The following is a 21,512-nucleotide window of genomic DNA, read 5'->3' as shown; positions in this document are numbered from 1 at the left end:
TAGTTACACCTATAAATCAATATCCACATAGAGCGGCTAGAGTTTTATACGTTTCGGGGGAGCTTGTCATTAAAGCAAATAGAGCTAACCAAATTACAAGTAAATAGTGCATATACTTGCTACATAAAATAAGGCTATTTAAAAGCCTTTGTTCGCTATTTTTAAGCCAGAACCTAACTACAACATGCAATAACACTAGTAACCCTCCTATTAAGTGAAGCGCATGCACAGTGGTAAAAACATAAAAATAACTATTGGCTGGATTTGAAGTAACATAAAAACCAAGGTCATAGAGATGTACACCCAACCATAATTGGGCGAATAGAAATTGTAACGTGAAGATCAAAGACAATAGTACGAATAATAACGCATACTTAACCTTTTCTTTTTTCAGAGCAAAAATAGCTAGTTGAATAAAAATGCTACTTATTACAAGAAGAGAAGTGTTAATCCACAAACGACTAGTATCGTAAAACGGCTGCCAGACATCTGCTGATAATGCCTTAAAGTCGGGATATTGAGATCGAGCTAAAAAAGTAACAATAAACAGCGTAAATAATACAGTAATAATCGCCAGCAACATATTGAGAGCTATTTGCTTGGCATGTAAGTCTGTTACTAGGGGAGACTCATACAACTCAGGACCAGTGTGCTTATCAATCCAAGGTTTTTCACTTAAAGTACGGAGTATAGCCATAATAATTTATACCCTTTATAAATTTTCACCTTCGGGGTTACCTTTAGTTTTTTCCAAGCTAGTATCTTGAGAAATAAAATCGGATTCTTCCCCTGGCACAGCGTAGTCGTATGCCCAGCGATGACATTCAGGCAACTGTTTTCCCCAGTTACCATGTTTTGGTGGCATCTCTGGTGTCTGCCACTCTAAAGATGCGGCCTTCCATGGATTTTTTTCAGATTTTTTACTACTTCTTAGGCTTACTATAATATTTATAATAAAAAACAGCTGAGCAAAGCCAACAATAATCGCAGCAATAGTAATACCAGCATTAAGAGATTGTGCAGATTCAGGGATGAAATCTGTGGTACCCATTGCATAATAGCGGCGAGGCACCCCAAGAAAGCCTAAATAGTGCATAGGCAGGTAAACAGCATAGGTGCCCAGGAATGTAATCCAAAAATGTAATTTCCCTAATGTTACATTGAACATCTTACCCGATGCCAAAGGAAACCAATGATAAATAGCGGCGAATAAAACCATGATAGGCGACACTCCCATCACCATATGAAAGTGAGCAACCACGAAATAAGTATCAGATAATGGTAAGTCAATAACAACATTACCCAAAAATAAGCCGGTTAGGCCTCCATGGGTGAAAGTAAAAATAAACCCTATGGAAAATAGCATCGGCACCGTCATTTGAATATTGCCTCGCCATAAGGTCAACACCCAGTTATAGACTTTTATGGCTGTGGGCACAGCAATAATTAATGTAGTGGTAGCAAAGAAAAAACCAAAAACAGGGTTCATACCACTAACATACATATGGTGAGCCCAAACAATAAAACTTAGACCACCGATAATGACAATTGCCCACACCATCATCCTATAGCCAAAAATACTTTTGCGCGCATGTACAGATAAAACGTCGGATACCATACCAAAGGCTGGCAGGGCAACAATATAGACTTCCGGATGCCCAAAGAACCAAAACAGATGCTGGAAAAGAATCGGACTACCACCGTTGTAATCCATTTGTTCTCCTAGAGAGACAATGGCAGGCATAAAGAAGCTGGTGGCTAATACTTTGTCGATTAACATCATGATTGCCGAAACCAGCAACGCGGGAAAAGCGAGTAGGCCAAGTATTGTAGCGACAAAAATCCCCCATATTGACAGAGGCATACGCATTAGAGTCATACCTCGCGTTCGCGCCTGTAAGATGGTGGTGACATAATTTAAGCCCCCCATCGTAAATGCAACAATAAATACCGCTAGCGACACAAGCATTAAAATAATACCAGCGTCATCTCCAGGAGTACCCTCCAAGATTGCTTGAGGCGGATATAGTGTCCAGCCTGCACCTGTGGGGCCACCAGGCACGAAGAAACTCGCCATTAAAATAATAACAGCCAATAAATATGTCCAGTAACTGAGCATATTAAGAAAAGGGAAAACCATATCCCTGGCACCAATCATCAGTGGAATTAGATAATTACCAAATCCTCCGAGTAGCAGCGCTGTTAATAAATAAATAACCATTATCATCCCATGCATGGTCACAAACTGTAAATAAGCATTAGGATTTATAAAATCAAATGTATCAGGAAAACCTAGTTGTAAGCGCATTAACCCCGAAAGCACAAGCGCCACAAGGCCCACAAATACAGCCGTAGTGCCATATTGAATGGCAATGACTTTATGATCTTGACTCCAAATATACTTAGTAATAAAGCTTTTCGGGTCGTGTAGCTCTTCTACTTGATCAGCGATTGCAATATATGCCATAAGTGATCCTCGATATGTAGCTAAGCGAATTTATGGTTAGCAATTTTGAGAGTAAATAAGAGCGATTAAACTAGTATTAATATAAAGTTTTTATTTCTACAATGTATTAAGATATGAAACTAGGTCATCCATGGCTTTTTCACTACTTAACATTTTTGCCATTAGAATCATTTGAGCACCGTAATTATCTTGCTCATGGCTGCCCCTATAGCCCAATTTAAAATTATTTAACTGCTGCTTGATATACCAGTCCTGTACGCCCGCTAAACGAGGCGCATTTAACGAAAACTTACCTTCACCTTTCTTGCCGTGACAAGCACCACAAGTTACGTAAAGCGAGCGACCTTTTTCTGGATTGCCTTCAATTGTGGCAACATGCTCTTGCTTAGGAAAAGTATTAATATATGCGACTACATCTTTAATCGCCTTATCATCTTGTAAAACAGCTGCCATGGCAGCCATCTGCTGACCGAAGCTATCGTCTTTATGGGTGCCACGAACTCCTTGCTTGTAGTATTGGAGTTGTCGAGTGAGATACCAGGAAAACTGACCATTTAAATTCGGTGCATGTAATGCAACATTACCCTCACCTTGTTGGCCATGGCAGGAACTACATACAGCATAGAGTGCTTGTCCGGCAATAGGATCACCTTTAGCACCATGTTGTGTTTGAGCAAATGTGGGCTGCAAATTAAGCCAGTCGTTAAAGTCTTGCTCGCTATCGACAATAACTTTGCCACGCATTGCATGATGGGCAATGCCACACAGCTCCATACATAGAATATCAAACTTGCCAACACGGGTAGGCTCAAACCATAAATAAGAAACTGTTCCTGGGACAAGATCCATTTTGACTCTAAACTGCGGTACAGCAAAATTATGTAAGACATCTTTAGATCGAAGTAAGACCTTTACCGGCCTATTAATGGGCAGATGAATTTCATTACTATCAACAATAATATCATCCTGTCCAGCTTCGTCCGTAGGATCTAAACCAAAAGGGTTTTCCTCAGAAATAAAACGTGCAGCCGTTTTCCCAAGCTGTTTATCTCCTCCCGGAAATCTGTATCCCCATTGCCACTGTTGGCCAACCACTTCTATTTCATCAGCATTATCTGGCACTGTAACAAAATCACCCCAGACAATTAAACCGGGAGCAAGCATAGCGGCAACACCAAGCGCAGTTATTACAGTAAGCCAGCCTTCTAACTTCTTATTTTCGGGCTGATAAAGTGATCGTTTATTTTTATCGTAGCGGTAGCGATAGACTACATAGGCAAGAAATAGGTTCACTGCGACGAAAACAATGCCGGTAACCCAGAAAGTAATATTAATAGTCAGGTCAATGTTATGCCAATTTGATGCAATAGGCGTAAACCACCATGGACTCATAAAGTGAAAAATAAGTGAGCCTATGACTAATGCCACCAATACAATCGCTAGTTTCATTATTATGTTCCTTAGCGCGTATAAAAAGGTGTATACAAAAAGATGCTTGTATAGAAAACTTGGATTATCTAGCTATATCGAGATCAACTACTTATTATTATCTTTATTTCGTCCATGAATATTGACATTAATTCCTTTGAAGAGTGTTCATATTAACTACGCTCAAGGCTGTTTATATTAGTTAAATTCAAGGTAACTCAAAATCTTTAACAACCGTTAATAAACACAATATTACTATGGCGCCCATGTCATAAACTTATTAAAACGCCTCTGAGTTCCTACAACCCAACCGGGAGAGCCATTTCCTGAGCCCGCTAACTTTAAATTGGGGTGGGTTTGAATAACTCGATTGACTATAGATTCTTGATCATCTTTGATATCAACAAAAAATACATGACTACCACTTTTTATAGCATCTTGAAACCTCGCGAGCTCACGGTTGGGTTTTTGAATTCCCCATAAACCGCCTTCCCAAGTGCAAAACCCCAAAAAAGCAATAGACAAAAACAGAGCAGGAGCCCAAGTATATTCTTCACTAATACCTGTCTGATAAGAAATAGAGAAAATAATAACTGCACCAACAATACCTATTATGAGGCCAAAAATACCCGAACGAATAACATCTTTCTTAGATATTGAATCTACCGCATGAAGATGATGAGTTTCTAGGTAGGCATCATCTTCACTTAGTACATGAATCTGCTCCGTATCAACACCCGAGTTTTCAAGCTCAACTTCTACTGACTCTAAATCTTTAAGATCGTCGCTAATATAGTAATGACGTTTCATATAACAACCTCTTACTGTTGTAACTTAGTTTATGACTTACATTTATAGTTATTTATTGCTTACATTCGCACTCTCATATATACGGCATAAAATTTTTGATAGACCAGCTGAAAAGAACGATGATATCGTTCGTTCAATATCTAAATTACAACTTATGACTTTACGACTAGACGAATATAGCCCTACTAAAAATTCGTTCTTAATCGATTTATTAGCTTCATTTGATTCAAGTATAACAATACCTTTTTCAAAGAAAAAAGCGTCCAAGAAACAATGGAAATGTATGTAGGATAGGTGTTTGTAATTTAAAGAAATATTAAAAAATTGAGTTATTCTTAATAGACATTAAAAGCCGTTTTTTGTGCTTCATTTCAAAAAATCTATATTCACAATATTACTAGAGTGTCTATACAATACTTGTTCTTTTCGCAAAAGAGTATTAAAAAATATACAATTTTTGATACTTAATCTCTTACCTTCACGCCTAAACATTCAAATTGACACAATATTCTTCAGTTTTACTCTTACGAGGATAATTTTTGGAGGGTGGTGTACTGGTAAGGTTCTTGGGGATGGCTATATCGATCATTACATGCTCTATTTAATACCCTTGGTTTAGACGCAATTTATAACAATTAGCCATCTATAGCATCAAACAACTAAGTTCTCTAACTGAAGCGGTTATATTTCACCCACCAATTTTGTCGTGAAAATAATATAAATAACACCTATTGCAACATAGTAAAAAATTTACCAATCATCATATTGGCATTTGTTTAACATCAATAAAAGGGTTTTTCATCATGTAAAACTGCGCGGAATAACCTGATAGGGAGAAAGGAAAATACCATAACCATACATTAGCGCTGATATATATTGCTCAGCAATAATAGTTAATCAAATAAATATTTAACACTTATTAACATAAATTACTATCAACAGGCTTTAGACAATATTCTTTTGTGATAATTTTTTTTTCACTTTTAGCTAGATTCACGCTCGTCGTATTTGGTCAATATTTTTTAAAGCGGGTTGAGATAATAAAGTAAAGTTAACTTAACTTGGTATCCAGGGAGATTTAATTGAAAATTTGATTAAAACTCGGCATCTAATAATAAAAACCAACACTCACTGTTATACAAAAAATAGAGATCATAGCAATATGGCCAGAGTTCACGATATTTATCCAATAGACGATGAATATGTCAATGTTAGTATCAACGGAGAAGAATACAAAGCGGCAAAGGGAGAAACTGTCTTATCCACTTTGATGTCTCACAACATCCAAACAATTCATACGAATGATCACAAAAAAAATACCGGAGCTTACTGCGGTATGGGAGTCTGTTTTTGTTGTCTGGTAAGTATCAATGGAACAGCAAAACAAAGAGCATGCCAAACCATTGTTGAAAGGGATATGGAAATAAAGACGCAATACAACCGTATTTATAATGGAGAGAAAGATGTCGAACAATGCTTATGTTAGAAGAGTTAAGGAAGAAGTTGTTATTGTCGGCGGAGGCTCTGCTGGATTAAATGCTGCTATTCAACTAGCAAGAAGAGGGGTTAGCTCTGCTATTGTGGATGAAAACCCAAAACTTGGTGGCGTCGTTTATCGAGGTGCACCGCGGCAATCAAATATCAACTATCAACATTTAGAGAAAACAACACACGACAAAATTTATCAATTTCAAGCACTATATAAACAGTATCAAGACTACATTAATTTATACAATCAAACACAAGTATTAGGCCCACTGCAAAAACATAATGAACTTGGTTTGCTTACCCGCAATGGCTTTTGCGAGCTGAACTATAAAAGGCTGATAGTAGCAACGGGTTGTTACGAAAGAGCTGTTCAATTCCCAGGCTGGACATTACCGGGTGTCATTACCATTGGTTGTGCTCAACTTCAAGTGAAAAGCGGCCTACTCAAGCCAGGAAAAAGCATTGTATTAGTAGGCACGGGGCCCCTATTGCCTATCGCAGCAAAGCAGTTACACCTTTCAGGTGTAAGGGTTTTAGGTGTTTACGAAGCTGGGCATTTTAGCACCCTAGCGAAAGAAGCCTATAAGCTCATGCATAATCCCAAGCTACTGTTGCAGGGCCTGCATTGTATGGCATTTTTGAAAATGGCTAAAATACCATTTCATTACGGATGGGGCATTGTGGAAGCCAAGGGCGATGATAAGGTTAACGATGTTACAGTGGCACCTTATGATGAACAGTGGAATGCAGATTTAAGCAGAGCTAAAACAATAAGCGTCGATAGTTTGGCAACAGGGTATGGTTTTATTCCAAGAACAGAATTAACACAACTTCTTGGACTTGAGCATAGAAATAATCCTTTCACCGGTTACCAAACTGCTGTGGATGAGAATTATCGAACCTCCGTTTCCAATATTTATGCTGCGGGTGATAGTACCGGATTTTACGGATCCCAAGTAGCAGCTGAGAGCGGCAAACTTGCCGCGATATCTTGCTTAGTAGATATGGGGAAAATGCTCACATCAGAAGCTGCAGAGCTTTCAAGCACAATAAAAGGGAAAATTAAGCGATATAAAACTTTTCAATCTTCCTTTCATAAGTTTTCCAGCATTAAAGAGGGTATTTTACAGTTGCCCAATAGTGATACTACGATTTGCCGCTGTGAAAATGTGAACAAAATGGCGGTAGATAAGGCATTAGCCGATGGCGTAAAAGATTGCACCTCATTAAAGATGAAAACTCGTATAGGTATGGGAGATTGCCAAGGCAAAATGTGCTCCGCATTTTGTTACGATTATTTGAAAAAAAACCTACAAAAGAAACCTACCGAAATTGGTCGCTTAAAACCTCGTTTTCCATTAGTACCTCTGCCATTTAGTGCCACTATTGAACAGGAAGAAACCCATGACTAAGAAAAATTACGACATTATTATTATTGGCGGTGGCGTTATTGGCTCATGTGTCGCTTATTACCTTTCTAAAGATAAAGACTTGTCAGTAGCATTGGTAGACTATAAAAAGCCCGGTAATGCAACTAGAGCTTCAGCGGGAGGACTTTGGGCGGTAGGTGAGTCCGTCGGTTTAGGGTGTGGCGTGATTTTTTTTCGTACACTTTCTCAAAAAATGGCTGAAAACAGTTCAGCTGAAGTACCTTTAGAAAATGCCCATCAACTGCCAGATCATTTTTTAAACTTTGCGCTAAAAAGTAAATACCTAATTGATGATTTATACCCACATTTTAAAAGTGATTACGGCGTAGATTTTAAGCATGAGAAAACCGGGCTAAAGTTTGTCATGTATGACAAATACGACAAAATATATGCTGAAGAAATCGCCAGAGGCATCCCTCAACTTTCTCATCAATTGGAATGGCTAGATAAAGAAGAGCTACTGAAGCAGGAGCCCTACATTACACCTGATAATATCGGGGCTCTAATGTTCAAAGATGATGATCAGGTGAACCCCTATCTTATTCAACAAGCCTATCTAGAAGTGGCAAAATGTAATGGTGTAGATACCTTTTTACAAACCACTGTTACTGATGTAATAAAACAGGGAGATAAAATAAGTGGCGTAGTGCTCGACAACAACAATACTTTGCATTGCAATACGGTAATTAATGCTGCCGGTGCCTGGGCATCGGATATTACATCGATGGCTCTAGGTTATGAAATACCAGTTTCACCTGTTAAAGGCCAAATTATATTGTCAGAGCGGCTACCAAAAATTTTGAAGTCTTGTATTAGCACAAGTGACTGCTATATTGCTCAAAAAGATAACGGTGAAATTCTGATAGGTAGTACAACCGAGGAAAAAGGTTTTAATATAGATTGTACATTCCCAGAGTTACAAACACTCAGCCGAGGTGCAAGTAAATGCATCCCTTACCTTAAAACATCTAATATTAAGCGTTCATGGGCTGGCTTAAGACCTGGCACACCAGACGAATTACCTATTCTAGGGCCAGTGGATGGTGTTGAAGGTTATCTCAATGCATGTGGACATTTTAGAACAGGAATTGTGACATCCGCCATTACTGGCCAAATACTCTACGACGTAGTTCATGGCAATACACCTCCTGTTGATATTACACCTTACTTACTCAGCCGCTTCGACAACAAAGGTGGGAAGAATTTATCGAAGAAATATTTGGGCGAAAAGGAGATTGCTTAAACTTTATTAGTTCAAACTAGAATAGACACTATTAATAGTGTCTATTCTAATATTCTGAATTACGATATTGCTTACTTTTCTTTTAACAAATCAATATTATGATTTTCTATTTTCGGTCATCAATTGTATTTTCTAAGTTCTTCTACCCAACCTAATATTTAATTCTTCATTTATTTTAATATCATACAAAAGCTATTGATAACGTGAACTATAAGTGATCTGGGGCTTGTTCACACTAATTGCTATATGGTGTTATTTAAATTTTATATTTATAAATGTGCCGAATTTAGTTTTTCTTTAATAAAAAACTAATGCAATAACCACTAGACTCGTTATTGAACCCTCATTATGAGCATCTCTTGACGTAGCCTCCCCGTGGATGGCCAACTCTTCCTTTGTGTGATTACAGGCTAGAATGGGCAAAAATGACAAACATTATCAAATAGAGCGGTCTACTATGGCGAAAGAGGTAGAGATATGAAAAAGAGCACCGGACTGAGTTATCGAAAAAGGCTTACTGCCGTGATCGACTATATATACAGTCATCTTGATGGCGACCTGGATGTCAATCGCTTGGCAGATGTGGCAACTATGTCACCCTACCACTTTCATCGCATTTACCGCGAGATAGCACAGGAGCCAGTAAACGTTACCGTCAGGCGTTTACGCCTACAGCACGCAGCTTCGGAGCTCATTCGTACTCAACTATCTCTCCAAACCATTGCACGAAATGTTGCTTATGGCAGCCTTGAAGCCTTCAGCCGAGCATTCACCAAACAGTTTGGTGAAACACCGAGTGAATATCGTCAAAGCCGCCACCTTTCCAAAATAAGGCTTGAGCCATTTGTTGCAATACTCCCAGAAACAGAAACGGAGACCGTTGCTATGTACGACGTCGAAGTAATAACAAACAATGAAATCAATTTAATCGGTTACGAACATGTCGGCGATTATATGGAAATTGGAAAAGAATTTGAGCGTATAGCTCACTACGCCTGCAGCCATAACTTGTTTAACCAGAATACACGCTCAATCGGTATTTATTATCATGACCCAAAGTCTATTGAAAAAGAAGATTTACGGTCAATAGCCGGATTGAGTGTCCCTAAAAGCCCACAGCTCGATGAAGAGGATGCGCCCAAATACTACACGATACCGTCGGGTAGATGCGCACGCTTAGTCTTTAAGGGTTCCTATGCCGAGTTAGAAAAACCCTACGACTGGCTGTTCGGCAAATGGCTCCCGGCAAGTGGATATGAAGCTGCAGATTTTCCCCCATTTGAAGAGTATCTTAATGACCCAAGAACAACACCTCCGAATGAGTTACTCACGCGTATACACTGTCTACTAGCATAGTCCACGGCATTATTGTTCCGACACTCACGGCTCACAATACGGAACAAGCGACTGTAAATTCTGCCCATTTGATCTTTCTCAATAGCAAAGGATTGTTTGGGGAAGAGTTCGACCTACGCGAGAATGCGATGTCCGCTAGTTTGATTGGGTGCGATAGCTACGCACCCTTAGCACCCTTATAATAAGACTAATACGACGGTTTCTTCTTATACATACGTTGATCAGCATCCTATCGCCATCATCATGGCCATGTTGATCATTTATTCTTTTCAGGCGCTTGACATCAATCACAAAAATACCAAAGTGACTACGATCTTCCAGATGTGAAAACTTGTTGATACTCTCTTGAAATTTTTGGTCGATTCGATAAATTATGTGTAGTATTTCGATTCTTTATTAACTTTTCATTGATAGCCAACAGAATAATTAGTGCTAACAGGCCCTAGCATCTTTATCAAAGATCGAATCATTTAGTAAAATAATACTATTAGTGATAGACAAATCGCCATAAATATATATCAGTATCAAATGGTATTTAGTAGATTCAAAAAAGTATTGGCCTTTTTACTATCAATGTTTTTGAGTAAGGTTTCCGATTTTGCATCCACAGTAATAGATGCATTTTTAAATAGTTCTTCACCTGCAGGCGTTACTTTAACAAGACTAACTCTTGCATCTCGTTGATTTATCTCTTTTTCAACAAGGCCAATTTTCTCCATAGGCATGAGTAGGCGGGTAATACCTGAAGCAGTGCGGGCTAGAGCATCTGCGATATCTATACGACGAAGAGCATGATTTGGCGCCTTCATTAGGTGGAGTAATACCATGTATTCCGTTAGCCCGATACCGTGAATTGCCCCTAAGCTGTTGTCTAAATGCTTAGAGATAATTGCCGTATTGAACCAAAGGCTTTTTGTGATCGCGCCGTATTTGGATTGTTGTGTGTCTTGTATGGATTCCTTGGTCATTGATGTATACCTGAATAATACTTGATTAATCAAGTATATATCAACAGGTACTCCTGTCAACAATCAATTAGAGGATGAGAGAAGCGTAAATAGTTGCTAGCTGGCAAAATCTTTAAGTGTTTGCCCTGACAATCGATAACCAATCCACTCCTTTAGAGGTTTGGCACCGATTGACTCATAAAACTCTATAGCAGGCTCATTCCAATCGAGAACACTCCATTCAAAGCGCCCGCAGCCCTTAGATACGGCAATTTGAGCCAGATGTTTTAATAAGGCCTTACCTGCACCAACACCTCTGTATTCTGGCGAAACATAAAGATCTTCAAGATATAATCCGTGTTTACTTAGGGCCTGTTGACACTAATTTAACCACTCCTGTTTGCACTCAACGGCGCCAATCACCAACAGTAGGCGCTTTAAGCGAGGCGCGAAGAGTGTAGTTTAGTTATTTTAAATGAGCGATGAGTAACGCAGAGTGGCGCCGTTGAGTGCAAACCCGAATAGCCACATGGATGTGGTGTATTAGGGCAGTGCAGGAGCAACTGCCAAGGGCTGGTAGCATTTTTCCGCCTAGCGTCGTTAACACGCACTGGTTTAGAATAACTAAACGGCGTTTGTGTTGCCTAGCTAGCCGAAAAAATGCTTACCAGCAGGTGTGATTCTATTGGTGTCAACAGGCCCTCTCCAAGTAGAGTAATTAGCAAAAAACACCGCAAACCCAATGGGCTGATTATCAATACAGGCAATAACTGCCTGTGTAGTAGAATTACCACTAAATAAAGAGGTTTCAATATCGCCAACTGAAGCAAGAACTTCATGCTCGGCTTTTTCATACTTGGCGAGATCTGTAATAAAATTATGGATTATTATAGAGTCCTCAACCTTTGCTGGACGGATATGCAAATTTGACACTGTCACCTCTTAAATATTTAATGATTTTATGTTTTTTGCGCAGCAATAAAAACTCCAGGGATTGGCTGCCCACCTTCATACCTATAGCCAATTGATTCGCAAGAGATTATTGAAATTTTATTTTTCTTTAGATACTTCTTAATATAATTTAGACGATGTTGAAAGCGTCCACTATCGTTGATAGACCAATTTTTAAGACTGTTAGTAAGCTCCTCAAAAGAAAAAATAAGCATTCCATTGCGTTTAAGAGCAATGCTTATTGAAGATAATAGTTCTTCTATATTGCCAAAGTAAGGAAATACGTCAGCTACGGAAATAAGATCAAATGCAGTTGTTTGTTTTTTTAAATATTCAACCGCATCGCTTTCAAATAACTCGTCATAAACGTTTAAAAGCTTGGCTTTTTCCAACATCTTTGCAGATAAATCCACACCACATAACCAATGAGAATAGGGCTTTAAGATAGATGCACACAATCCTGTGCCACATCCCAGATCGAGTACAGATAAACTGCTATTAGCTTGTGGAATATATGAAGCCAAAATTTTCGATACTTCCTGTGGCCCAATATAGTGTATTCTTTCTAGTGTGCGATCAAAAGTTTCTGCAAAATAATCAAATTCTTGGCGGACAAAACCTACTGGAAGTTGATCCGTTATTCTTTTTCCTAAAATATCCAAGAAGACTCTAGGAACAGGATTATTGGTTACTGCTTTAGCCCACTTTTGATAATAAGCTTTTGCTTCCTTTTTACAATTGGTCTGACGATATAAAGCTGTTATCTGTGCATAAGCAATGTCCATAAGATAAACATCATGCTCTTCCAATTCACAACATATTTTATAATGCTCAATGGCTTTTTCTATTCTATTTTGATACTTCAATGCTTTGCCCAAACAGTAATGCACACTAGCATCAGAATTATCTATATTACAGGCTTTAAGTAATATAGTTTCCGCTTCTACATAACGCTCTTTTTGATTGAGTAAGTTACCCAGATCAGCAAGTGCATCAAAATTATTAGGAGTTAAAGACACAACTAATTCAAGTTTTTTAATGGCACTGTCAATATTATTGCTATTTAAATATTCTACTGCTTGGTTATAGTAAGCATCTGCTTTTTGTGAATCATCTGGCTGCATAGTGCATTAAAATCTGAGATTTAATTATTTCTTATAAAAGCAGTAAACTAAACTGTTACATTTAGTCTATCACTCAACCATCTAGTATTATAACTCTTTTGCTATTTTAGCTTTTCTTACAAGCTGTACAAATTCGTTTCTATAACCGTAGGGATCATCACCGCGAGATTTTAATGCATTATTAATAATGTCATCATAACTCCATTGTTTAGTGTATTTTCCACCTTTGAGCAATTGCGCGAAGCCTGCTACAGCAGAAGAGAATTGGAACTCTCGCTGCTGCCAGGAGTTACCATTCTCATTAATAGTATTTTTATTTTCGATAATGTGCTCGATAAGCTTTGATTGTTTCTCTCCTGGCAATTTATAACGTAATTTTAATAGGGCATATTCATTACTTTTATTATTTTTTTCACCTGACTTTTCAGCATAGCGACTTTCATCGATAAGCGTAGACTTAGAGCCTTTTGGTGTAATTTCATAGATAGCGGTTACTGTATGTCCTGCACCTATATCGCCGGCATCAACTTTGTCATTATTAAAGTCCTCCCGTTTTAATGCTCTAGTTTCGTAACCTATCAGACGATATTCAGCGACAGTAGCTGGATTAAATTCCACTTGAATTTTTACATCTTGTGCGATTGGAAATAATGAAGAGGTTGCTTCATGAACTAAAACTTTTTGAGCTTCACTTAACGTGTCGATGTAAGCTGCAACACCATTACCATTTTGCGCAAGGGATTGCATCATATGATCGTTATAATTACCTTCACCAAAACCAAGCACTGATAGATAAATACCTTTTTCTCTTTTACGCTCGACAAACTCTTTCAGCCGATTTGGTTCATGGATACCCACATTAAAATCACCATCGGTGGCCAATATAATTCGATTTACGGCATCTTTATTGAAGTTTTGTTCAGCAAGCTGATAGGCAAGTTCAATACCGGCAGCGCCAGCAGTAGAACCACCTGCACGTAAGCGATTAAAGGCCTGGATAATCTTTTGTTTTTCTTTTACTTTAGTCGGCTCAAGAACAGTACCTGAAGACCCGGCATAAACAACAATGGCTACCGTATCGTCTTGGTTGAGTTGATCCAGCAATAAACTCATAGACTGTTTAACAAGAGGTAATTTATCTTCACTTGCCATAGAGCCCGAAACATCTAAAAGAAAAACAATATTTGATTTTCGTTGCTCACTAATTTCGTGTCCTTTGATACCAATATGCAATAGCTTATTGTTAGCGTTCCAAGGCGCATCTCCGACTATGACATGCGTAGCAAAAGGCTTGGATTTACTCTGGGTTGTAGGATAAGCATAATCAAAGTAATTCAGCATTTCCTCTGGCCGCACAGCATTTTTTTCAGGCAAAACACCACGGTTCAATTTTCGCCTAACAAAACTATAAGAAGACGTATCCACATCAATAGAAAAAGTCGAAACGGGCTCTTCACTGGTTTGTTTTACGGGATTGATTTCTTTTTTCTCAAAACGCTCACGGTTACCTTCCACCGAACGTGGCGGTTGTGGTTCATAATCATTAGGTACTGTTAATTTACTTCTTGGTACTATGCCTTGTGTGATATGTGGTTGCATGGCTAATTCAGATTTGGGCAAGGAGCTTCGCTCTTTTTTCATTTGCCCAGTAAAGCTTTGTAATCTAGGCCTAATCTCAGAAGAACTGACGGCAGCAATTTCCTGGCTTATATCTCCAGAAAGTACTTCAGCTTCTTCTAAGCTGCTATCATCACTAGAATCGATAACTATTTCTTCATCCTGTTTACGAAGTAGGTTTTCAGCAAGGGACTTGTTAGAAAGGTTTTTATCTTCATCGTTAATTGTTACTTGTACAGGAGCATCTGGCACAGAAAGATTATTTGGATGCAGGGCATGATCTATAGTACGCGAGCCAATAAACCCAGCAAAAACTACTACTGAAGCGGTCGCTACAGATCCATATAACCATGTGTTATTTCTTTTGTTCATGTCATTTTTCCTACTGAGTGAATTCTTATATTCACTTGGACGCAGTAGGTTGAGAAATCCTTGGAGCCAAGAAATATTTTTTTTGTCATCGACGATATTTGCATAGTGTGATACCGCATTATTTTTATCAAATTCTGCCATCGCCGCATTCATTGCTCGACGTTTAGCTGCCGGACTAATCACACTTTCGTCTGCTTTTTCAAATAGATTATCTAAATCACTGTTTTTCATCGTACGCTTCCTTCTTCATCTTCGAGAAGGCTAAGTTTTTTTCTGACATTATGAATACGCCAAGAGATGGTGCTTTCTTTTACTTCGAGTACTGCTGCTGCTTCACCGTGAGATAGACCTTCACCAAAAACAAGTACAAGTGTTTCCTTAAACTCTTCACCCAGCTGTTCCACCCACTGCAGTACCTGACGCAAGTAAATTGGCACATCACTTTTATCTTGCGTGCCACTATCATTGGCTGCTAACTGTATATCTAACTCCTCGTTTTCACTGTGCTTGCGCTGCTGTCTTTGCCAATCCTTCGCACAGTTAATAACGAGCCGATATAGCCAAGTAGAAAAACTTGACTCAAAATTAAATTGCTTGATGCCCCCAGCGAGTTTGACACAAGCTTGTTGAGCAATATCTTCTGCATCCGTAGGGTTACCAGACCATTTAATAGCAAAGCGATAGATACTGTCGTAGCGGCTTTCAAGCAACTGCTCAAAAGCGCTACGATCGCCAGCCTGAGCGGCTTTTATCAGCGTTGATTCGTCCATATATGGGTTCGATCTTATAAACGTTTATCCCTTAGACGTTATAGGAGAACAATTCCTTGGTCAAAGATATTATTTTTTTCATGTATCAGCTAATATTTGAGGCGCCACTTAGATAAAGTAAAGGCTTATGTCACCAATGAAAGTGCTGATCATGGGTATATTTCTTTAGGTAGATATAGATTTTAGCGACAAAGGCTCAGCCTGTGAATTATCAACGTGATACTAATGAGATGATATAAAACTACGCTCTAATGACACTGATAAAAATAACTCTCAAGCAAGTGGAGATCACGATAAATTGTTCAAATAGCAATCACCTTTTTAAAGATTGGACAAAAGATTATTAATTCCAAAAAAAATATGAAAAACTAATAAACACATTACAATTATAAAAATGTGCCTTGTTACCTACCGCTCTAATTTTAAAATATTTTCAAGAGCGTGCTTTTCGGAGATATTCAAATGAAAAAAGTAGTAGTAGCAGTAATTACTTTGTTATTTTCTGCATTCATTCATGCTGAAGGATGGTATACAGGCTTAACATATTCCATAGCCGATGTTGAACTCGACTTTGGAGACTTCAGAGAAGATCGAGAACCTGGTGGAGTAAACATTATTGCCGGCCACAGGTTTAATCAAAGTTTTGCTATTGAAGGCTTTGTCGGTACGGGAGTTATAGACGACAAGGTAGTAAGCGATGGTTTTGATTTTGAACTGAAATCCGTTGTTGGCATTACAGCCGTAGGCATATTTCCAACTATTGCAGATACCTTTAATATCTATGGCAAACTAGGCCTTGCAAAGGTTAAATATGATGATAGTGATGGTGATGCTTCAGCTGCTAGTGGCATAATGTTTGGCGTCGGCGCAGCGTTTGATATTACCCAAAGAATTGTTTTCACTATTGAGTATATTGAATATCCAAGTGGTGAGTACGATGATTTCTTTATAGATGTAGAAGCTAATGCTTTAAATGTCGGAGGCTACTTTAAATTTTAATAAGTTAGCAGTAGTTATGTAGCATTGACTGAAAGGCAGCTGAATAAGCACGGTTCTCGGCAATAAAATTACCGAGAACCTTAGCAGCATTACATTTATTGTGGAGGCAGCATGATAGTGTTATTTAATTCAGGATACTCCGTCAAAAAGATATCTTGGCCACCGCGAGTTTTTTGCAAGCCCGAAGCCACTGAAGGCTTAGAATTTTGCTGAGGGATGGGTGGACACTGACCTCCGGTAGCGCGGTGGCTAAGAGCAGCGGCAAACATCCCTTCTTCAGGATCGCCAAGTAAGCGGCTTAAATCATCTTCCACCCAACATCCATTAACAGTGACACCTCTCGGATTTGGCATATTAGAAGGTGAAAAGCCATCAGGGTATTCGCCAAAGCCTTTAGCATTGGCTCCCGAGAACTGAACAGTGAAGTAAGTGGTACCACAATTATCTTGAGGGTAAAAACCATAAGGCTTACCACAGGTAGTGCCACCAATTAGAACTACTTCAATATCAATACCTCGCAAGCCATTAATAATGGCCTCACTCGCAGAACAAGTGCGCTCGGTGGAAAGTATATACACGCGGTTTAAATTGAGCGTCGGTAACTGGCGATTTGCCGGCAATGCGTCAGAGAAACCCAAACTGCGACTAAAAAACGGAGTAGGTGTTAGAGGGTTTCCTGTAACTGGGTCACGCTCGGTATGTTTATCATTAAACACTAATTGATAGAAAGTTTCACCACCAGTGGCTGCGGCACCGGCAATCATGTAGCCCGCTTCTCCGGCAACAGCCAGCAAGCCACCGCCGTTGTAACGTAAATCAAGCACAAGATCATTCACACCTTCTGCCTCTAACTGCTCAAAAGCATTAACTAATGCTGCTTCTGAAGGTCTGGTGTGCGCATTAAAATGTATATAGCCCACATCACCCGTAGGAGTGCTCACCACTCTGGTATCTTTTACCGGGGTCGAAACCACATTTGCCGAGGACATAGTAAAATTTGTACTAGTAGTTTCACCAAACCTTTGCATAGAGAAAACATGGGATTCACCCACTGCTCTGGGACTAAGGCCAGCATTGAGTACATCTAGATTACCGCCGTTAATAAAGTCCTCCCCATCAATCGCAGTGATCAACATACCTCGCTGGATACCTGCTGTTGCAGCAGGTGAATTTGGTATAACATCTATCACTCTAAATTCACGGGGTGGCGAGTTGCTAGTAGATCTTAGGCTCATGCCGTAGCCAAAAGTGACACCGGCAGTAGTTCGCGTAAGATATTGTTCAGTGTTTTCTGAAAAGTGGAAATTATCTTTAGGCCGCTGAGCAGGCGTCAGTTCATTAGTTTTTAGTAATTCAAAGTAGTCGGCAGTGCTAAATAAATTAGGATCTTGATCCTCAACTTCATCGTACCAAAGATACAATTCATTAGTCCAAGAGCGCAAATAAAAGTTTTCTGCAGCAACTGAACCTTGGACATCAGGAAAAGGTTGATTATTGTTAAACCGATCCGGGCCTGTACGAGGACTCTCACATTGATTCTTGAACGTGTCGCTATTGACAAAGGTGCCGGCTTGAAACGTTAAATTGTCGTTAGGGGCAGAAGGAGAAGAGCCCGAAGGCCGTCCATCGATTAAGCTACCATCGGTATTATTATTACTACTGCCACCGCAAGCAACAAGAAATGTCGTAATGCTAAAACTTGCAACGGTTTTTAGTAATGCTGTTGTGTTCATGAATTAACTACCTCTTGATATATCTTTCCATGGTATCGGTGTATTACATTCAAATACTTCCACAATAGTGCGCTAGGTTTAAAAAGCTCATTAGCTCTAGCTTTTCTCCTTATCTACTTCATCTATTTATCTACTTCATCTATTTGCGCACTTTTTAATCAAAAATTAATGAGACTGACTATTGAGGCTTGAGTATATCAACCCACCAATTTAAAGGTGTCACGCCATCTTTTGGATCATAGACATTACCATAAAACCAAGCACTGTCTGTCTCTTCGCCCACATGATCGTTTAGCAATCTTTCAATTTGTGAAAAGCCACAACTTACGTGAATGCTAAATACTAATGTACGCTCATTTTCCACATCGAGTTGCCCTCCCATTTTTTCAAACAGAGGCGTTAGATCTTCAGCCAGCTGTTCGATATCTTCTTTGGCGAAAACTCGAATCGACAAGTTTCCTGAACGTTCCAGCAGTTCGAAGCTCTGGTCGCTCTTATTAAGCTTGATCTTGTCTCCTCGGGCGATGCCTTTTACAAACACAGGTGACCTGACTAAGATAAAGCTATCATCTTCCTGTGCAAGTACTTGCAAACGCTCCACTACAGAGCTGCCGTCAGCGCGTTGACCGGCGAATAACTCAATCACACTTAATTCATTCATCGATGTACTACCTATCCTCATGTGGTTCAATTAGTATTAGAGGCTGTTCTGGCTAACTTCGTAGCGGTTTTAGATAACAATTACGAAGCTGAACTAGCCTTTGGGGATAAATAACTCCATCCAACACCGCATGGTAGTTGCAGGTAGGCTTAAATTATCCCAGAAGAATTATACAAATATATCCCAAAAGATTACCAAATTAAGGAGTGGTGAATGCGACCCACCATATTGATACTTACGTTGTTAACAACATTTTATCTTACAGGATGCTCTGTTAACCCTGTGACCGGTAAGAATGAGCTATCGTTTATTTCAGCTTCAAGAGAGGTAGATATTGGCAAGAAGAACTATGTTCCTTACCAACAACAGCAAGGGGGCCGCTATTCAGTAGACCCGGATGTAAACCGCTATGTGGCTGATGTAGGCAACACGTTGGCAAGATTAAGCGGCAGACCTAATCTGCCCTATGAATTTGTTGTACTTAACAATGGTGTTCCCAATGCCTGGGCCTTGCCTGGAGGCAAGATTGCAATTAACCGTGGATTACTCATGGAATTAGAAGATGAAGCTCAGTTAGCCGCCGTGCTTGGCCATGAAATTGTTCACGCTGCAGGCAAACATAGCGTTCAAAAAATGCAGCAATCGATTCTGCTAGGTATCGGAGTACAAGCTACTGCTATCGCCGCCCAAGGGACAGAATACGGTCGCGCTGCAGCAGCGGGTGCTGGTTTAGGAGCAGGGCTATGGTCCGCGCGTTATGGCCGCGAACAAGAACTAGAATCCGACGCTTACGGAATCGATTACATGGTTAAAGCCGGCTACGACCCAATGGCGGCCGTCGAACTACAGGAGACGTTCTTGCGCCTATCGAAAAAAAATGGTGGCGGCAGCAACTGGCTTCAAGGGCTTTTTGCCAGCCACCCTCCATCGCAAGAAAGGGTCAATAAAAACAGGGCCAAAGCCCAAGCAATTGGCCCCGGCGGAGTGCGTAACCGTGAAGCCTTTCAACAGGCAATTGCACAGATGAAGAAAGACAAAAAAGCCTATGAAGATCACCAAAGTGCAATGAAAGCAGCAGCGGAAGGCAATAATAAGAAAGCATTAACTCTGATTGACAGCGCGATTAAGCGCCAGCCCGAAGATGCTTTATTCCATAGTACCAAAGGTCAGATTCTCCTAGCAGAAAAGCAAGACTCAGGAGCAGCGAAAGCCTTTACTAAGGCTCGTACTCTCGATCCAGACTATTATATGGGACATTTAGGACTTGGCTTGATACAGAAAAAACAAAAACGCCATTCACAAGCAAAACAGAGTCTAATAACGAGCACTAAACTATTGCCAACCCAAGTCGCTATCTATCATTTAGGTGAGATCGAACTTGGCCAAGGCAACAAGCAAGCTGCAATCCAGCATTTTTCAACTGCAGCGCAGCAGGGAGGGCCTTTAGGTGAGCAGGCCAGTGCAAGGTTGCAAAGCTTGCAATCGCCACAGTAATAGGTTTTTGGGTATCTCTGAGCATGAGATACCCCTTATTTAACTACTACTCCCATCTCAACAAGCAAAATTCCCTTCTTTTCTTCGACGGTTGCATTCTTTTTTAATATTTTCGCAAGCAGTAACCTTTCCTGGCGAAGTAGGGTTACGCTGAATACATTCGTCTTGCTTGCCTGCAAGTTCTTGGTTGCTCAACCCCTTAAGACCGCCATCACACCCCAATGAGAAGAGTATTAATAGGACGCTAGAAAAAAGAAATAGAGGTTTAACGGGGTTCATATAGTCATGCCGGTTTAGTGATATTAAGAAAAATACAGTATTTACTTTGAGTTTAGTTGATTGATTGAATATATGAAGGAGTTTTTTAATAACAAATTGAACCTAAATAAACGCAATTTATTAGCATTTATTTGCGCATATTGGCCGAGCGGACAAGAGTTGATGAATTCCAGTCTCAAGTGTATTGCGACATATTTATTTCAAAGTTGTTTTCTTCTTCGAGATCGACATAAAGAACATCATAAAATATTGTGAATGCAACGACATCTGCCAGCAAACTATAAGCTACCTCTTCTCATAAAAAGGCAAGCTCAAAACACTTAGAAATTACCAATACCTTTTT

The 21,512-nt window shown here is 39.5% G+C and carries 19 protein-coding genes and 1 pseudogene; 6 read left to right on the top strand and 14 right to left on the bottom strand.

Annotated elements, in window-relative coordinates; translation table 11 throughout:
• Positions 1-16: 16 nt before the first annotated feature.
• From BVC89_RS01250 to BVC89_RS01235, 4 genes are all read right to left on the bottom strand, one after another.
• Positions 17-697 (bottom strand): cytochrome c oxidase subunit 3, encoded by a 681-nt coding sequence (locus BVC89_RS01250; protein WP_086929488.1) that lies wholly within the window; start codon positions 695-697, stop codon positions 17-19.
• A 15-nt stretch (positions 698-712) separates the two neighbouring features.
• Positions 713-2,467: a cytochrome c oxidase subunit I gene (locus BVC89_RS01245; protein ID WP_086929487.1), complete on the bottom strand. Its 1,755-nt coding sequence runs from the start codon at positions 2,465-2,467 to the stop codon at positions 713-715.
• Between the two features lie 96 nt (positions 2,468-2,563).
• Entirely contained in the window at positions 2,564-3,916 is a 1,353-nt protein-coding gene (locus tag BVC89_RS01240; protein WP_086929486.1) for a c-type cytochrome, read from the bottom strand.
• 234 nt (positions 3,917-4,150) lie between these two features.
• On the bottom strand, positions 4,151-4,705 hold the full coding sequence (locus BVC89_RS01235; protein WP_086929485.1) for an NAD/FAD-utilizing enzyme: 555 nt from the start codon (positions 4,703-4,705) through the stop codon (positions 4,151-4,153).
• Positions 4,706-5,867: 1,162 nt separating this feature from the next.
• On the opposite strand from BVC89_RS01235, the gene BVC89_RS01230 reads away from it, so the two are divergent.
• From BVC89_RS01230 to BVC89_RS01215, 4 genes are all read left to right on the top strand, one after another.
• The gene (locus BVC89_RS01230; protein WP_086929484.1) at positions 5,868-6,191 is read left to right on the top strand and encodes a (2Fe-2S)-binding protein; all 324 of its coding nucleotides are present in this window, start codon (positions 5,868-5,870) and stop codon (positions 6,189-6,191) included.
• Positions 6,169-7,605, top strand: a complete 1,437-nt coding sequence (locus BVC89_RS01225) for an NAD(P)/FAD-dependent oxidoreductase (protein WP_158657734.1) — start codon at positions 6,169-6,171, stop codon at positions 7,603-7,605. Before BVC89_RS01230 ends, BVC89_RS01225 begins: the two co-directional genes overlap by 23 nt.
• A complete protein-coding gene (locus tag BVC89_RS01220; protein WP_086929482.1) occupies positions 7,598-8,866 on the top strand; it encodes an NAD(P)/FAD-dependent oxidoreductase in 1,269 nt (422 codons plus the stop codon). The genes BVC89_RS01225 and BVC89_RS01220 overlap by 8 nt, the downstream gene beginning before the upstream one ends.
• Before the next feature lie 477 nt (positions 8,867-9,343).
• Positions 9,344-10,222: an AraC family transcriptional regulator gene (locus BVC89_RS01215; protein WP_086929481.1), complete on the top strand. Its 879-nt coding sequence runs from the start codon at positions 9,344-9,346 to the stop codon at positions 10,220-10,222.
• Between the two features lie 135 nt (positions 10,223-10,357).
• Here BVC89_RS01215 and BVC89_RS30665 read toward each other — a convergent pair whose 3' ends face one another.
• The 7 genes and pseudogenes from BVC89_RS30665 to BVC89_RS01180 all read right to left on the bottom strand — a co-directional run bounded on the left by BVC89_RS30665 (position 10,358) and on the right by BVC89_RS01180 (position 16,003).
• Positions 10,358-10,585, bottom strand: coding sequence for a diguanylate cyclase domain-containing protein (locus BVC89_RS30665; protein WP_425428405.1), 228 nt, complete (start codon positions 10,583-10,585; stop codon positions 10,358-10,360).
• A 161-nt stretch (positions 10,586-10,746) separates the two neighbouring features.
• A complete protein-coding gene (locus tag BVC89_RS01205; RefSeq protein WP_086929479.1) occupies positions 10,747-11,190 on the bottom strand; it encodes a MarR family winged helix-turn-helix transcriptional regulator in 444 nt (147 codons plus the stop codon).
• 96 nt (positions 11,191-11,286) lie between these two features.
• Positions 11,287-11,526: pseudogene (locus tag BVC89_RS01200) on the bottom strand (GNAT family N-acetyltransferase); the annotation flags it as partial.
• Between the two features lie 291 nt (positions 11,527-11,817).
• Positions 11,818-12,102 (bottom strand): hypothetical protein, encoded by a 285-nt coding sequence (locus tag BVC89_RS01195; protein WP_086929478.1) that lies wholly within the window; start codon positions 12,100-12,102, stop codon positions 11,818-11,820.
• 26 nt (positions 12,103-12,128) lie between these two features.
• On the bottom strand, positions 12,129-13,244 hold the full coding sequence (locus BVC89_RS01190; RefSeq protein WP_086929477.1) for a methyltransferase domain-containing protein: 1,116 nt from the start codon (positions 13,242-13,244) through the stop codon (positions 12,129-12,131).
• Between the two features lie 87 nt (positions 13,245-13,331).
• Positions 13,332-15,464, bottom strand: a complete 2,133-nt coding sequence (locus tag BVC89_RS01185) for a vWA domain-containing protein (protein WP_245929274.1) — start codon at positions 15,462-15,464, stop codon at positions 13,332-13,334.
• On the bottom strand, positions 15,461-16,003 hold the full coding sequence (locus tag BVC89_RS01180) for an RNA polymerase sigma factor (protein ID WP_086929476.1): 543 nt from the start codon (positions 16,001-16,003) through the stop codon (positions 15,461-15,463). The genes BVC89_RS01185 and BVC89_RS01180 overlap by 4 nt, the downstream gene beginning before the upstream one ends.
• A gap of 462 nt (positions 16,004-16,465) precedes the next feature.
• Between BVC89_RS01180 and BVC89_RS01175 the strand changes: the two genes are divergently transcribed.
• Positions 16,466-17,002: an outer membrane beta-barrel protein gene (locus BVC89_RS01175; RefSeq protein WP_086929475.1), complete on the top strand. Its 537-nt coding sequence runs from the start codon at positions 16,466-16,468 to the stop codon at positions 17,000-17,002.
• 95 nt (positions 17,003-17,097) lie between these two features.
• Here the strand turns inward: BVC89_RS01175 and BVC89_RS01170 are convergent, their stop codons facing one another.
• Together BVC89_RS01170 and BVC89_RS01165 are read right to left on the bottom strand one after the other, a co-directional pair.
• Positions 17,098-18,735 carry a S41 family peptidase gene (locus BVC89_RS01170; protein ID WP_086929474.1) on the bottom strand — a complete coding sequence of 546 codons (1,638 nt, stop codon included), beginning with the start codon at positions 18,733-18,735 and terminating at the stop codon, positions 17,098-17,100.
• 178 nt (positions 18,736-18,913) lie between these two features.
• A complete protein-coding gene (locus BVC89_RS01165; protein ID WP_086929473.1) occupies positions 18,914-19,396 on the bottom strand; it encodes a DUF4265 domain-containing protein in 483 nt (160 codons plus the stop codon).
• A gap of 213 nt (positions 19,397-19,609) precedes the next feature.
• Between BVC89_RS01165 and BVC89_RS01160 the strand changes: the two genes are divergently transcribed.
• Positions 19,610-20,890, top strand: a complete 1,281-nt coding sequence (locus BVC89_RS01160; RefSeq protein ID WP_086929472.1) for a M48 family metalloprotease — start codon at positions 19,610-19,612, stop codon at positions 20,888-20,890.
• A 57-nt stretch (positions 20,891-20,947) separates the two neighbouring features.
• Here the strand turns inward: BVC89_RS01160 and BVC89_RS01155 are convergent, their stop codons facing one another.
• Positions 20,948-21,169 carry a hypothetical protein gene (locus BVC89_RS01155; protein ID WP_086929471.1) on the bottom strand — a complete coding sequence of 74 codons (222 nt, stop codon included), beginning with the start codon at positions 21,167-21,169 and terminating at the stop codon, positions 20,948-20,950.
• Between the last annotated feature and the right edge of the window lie 343 nt (positions 21,170-21,512).

This window comes from Agarilytica rhodophyticola (genome assembly GCF_002157225.2).
GTDB classification, from domain to species: Bacteria; Pseudomonadota; Gammaproteobacteria; order Pseudomonadales; family Cellvibrionaceae; genus Agarilytica; species Agarilytica rhodophyticola.
The sequence above is the reverse complement of the archived record's forward strand: the minus strand, read 5'-3'. Positions and strand labels throughout refer to the sequence as shown.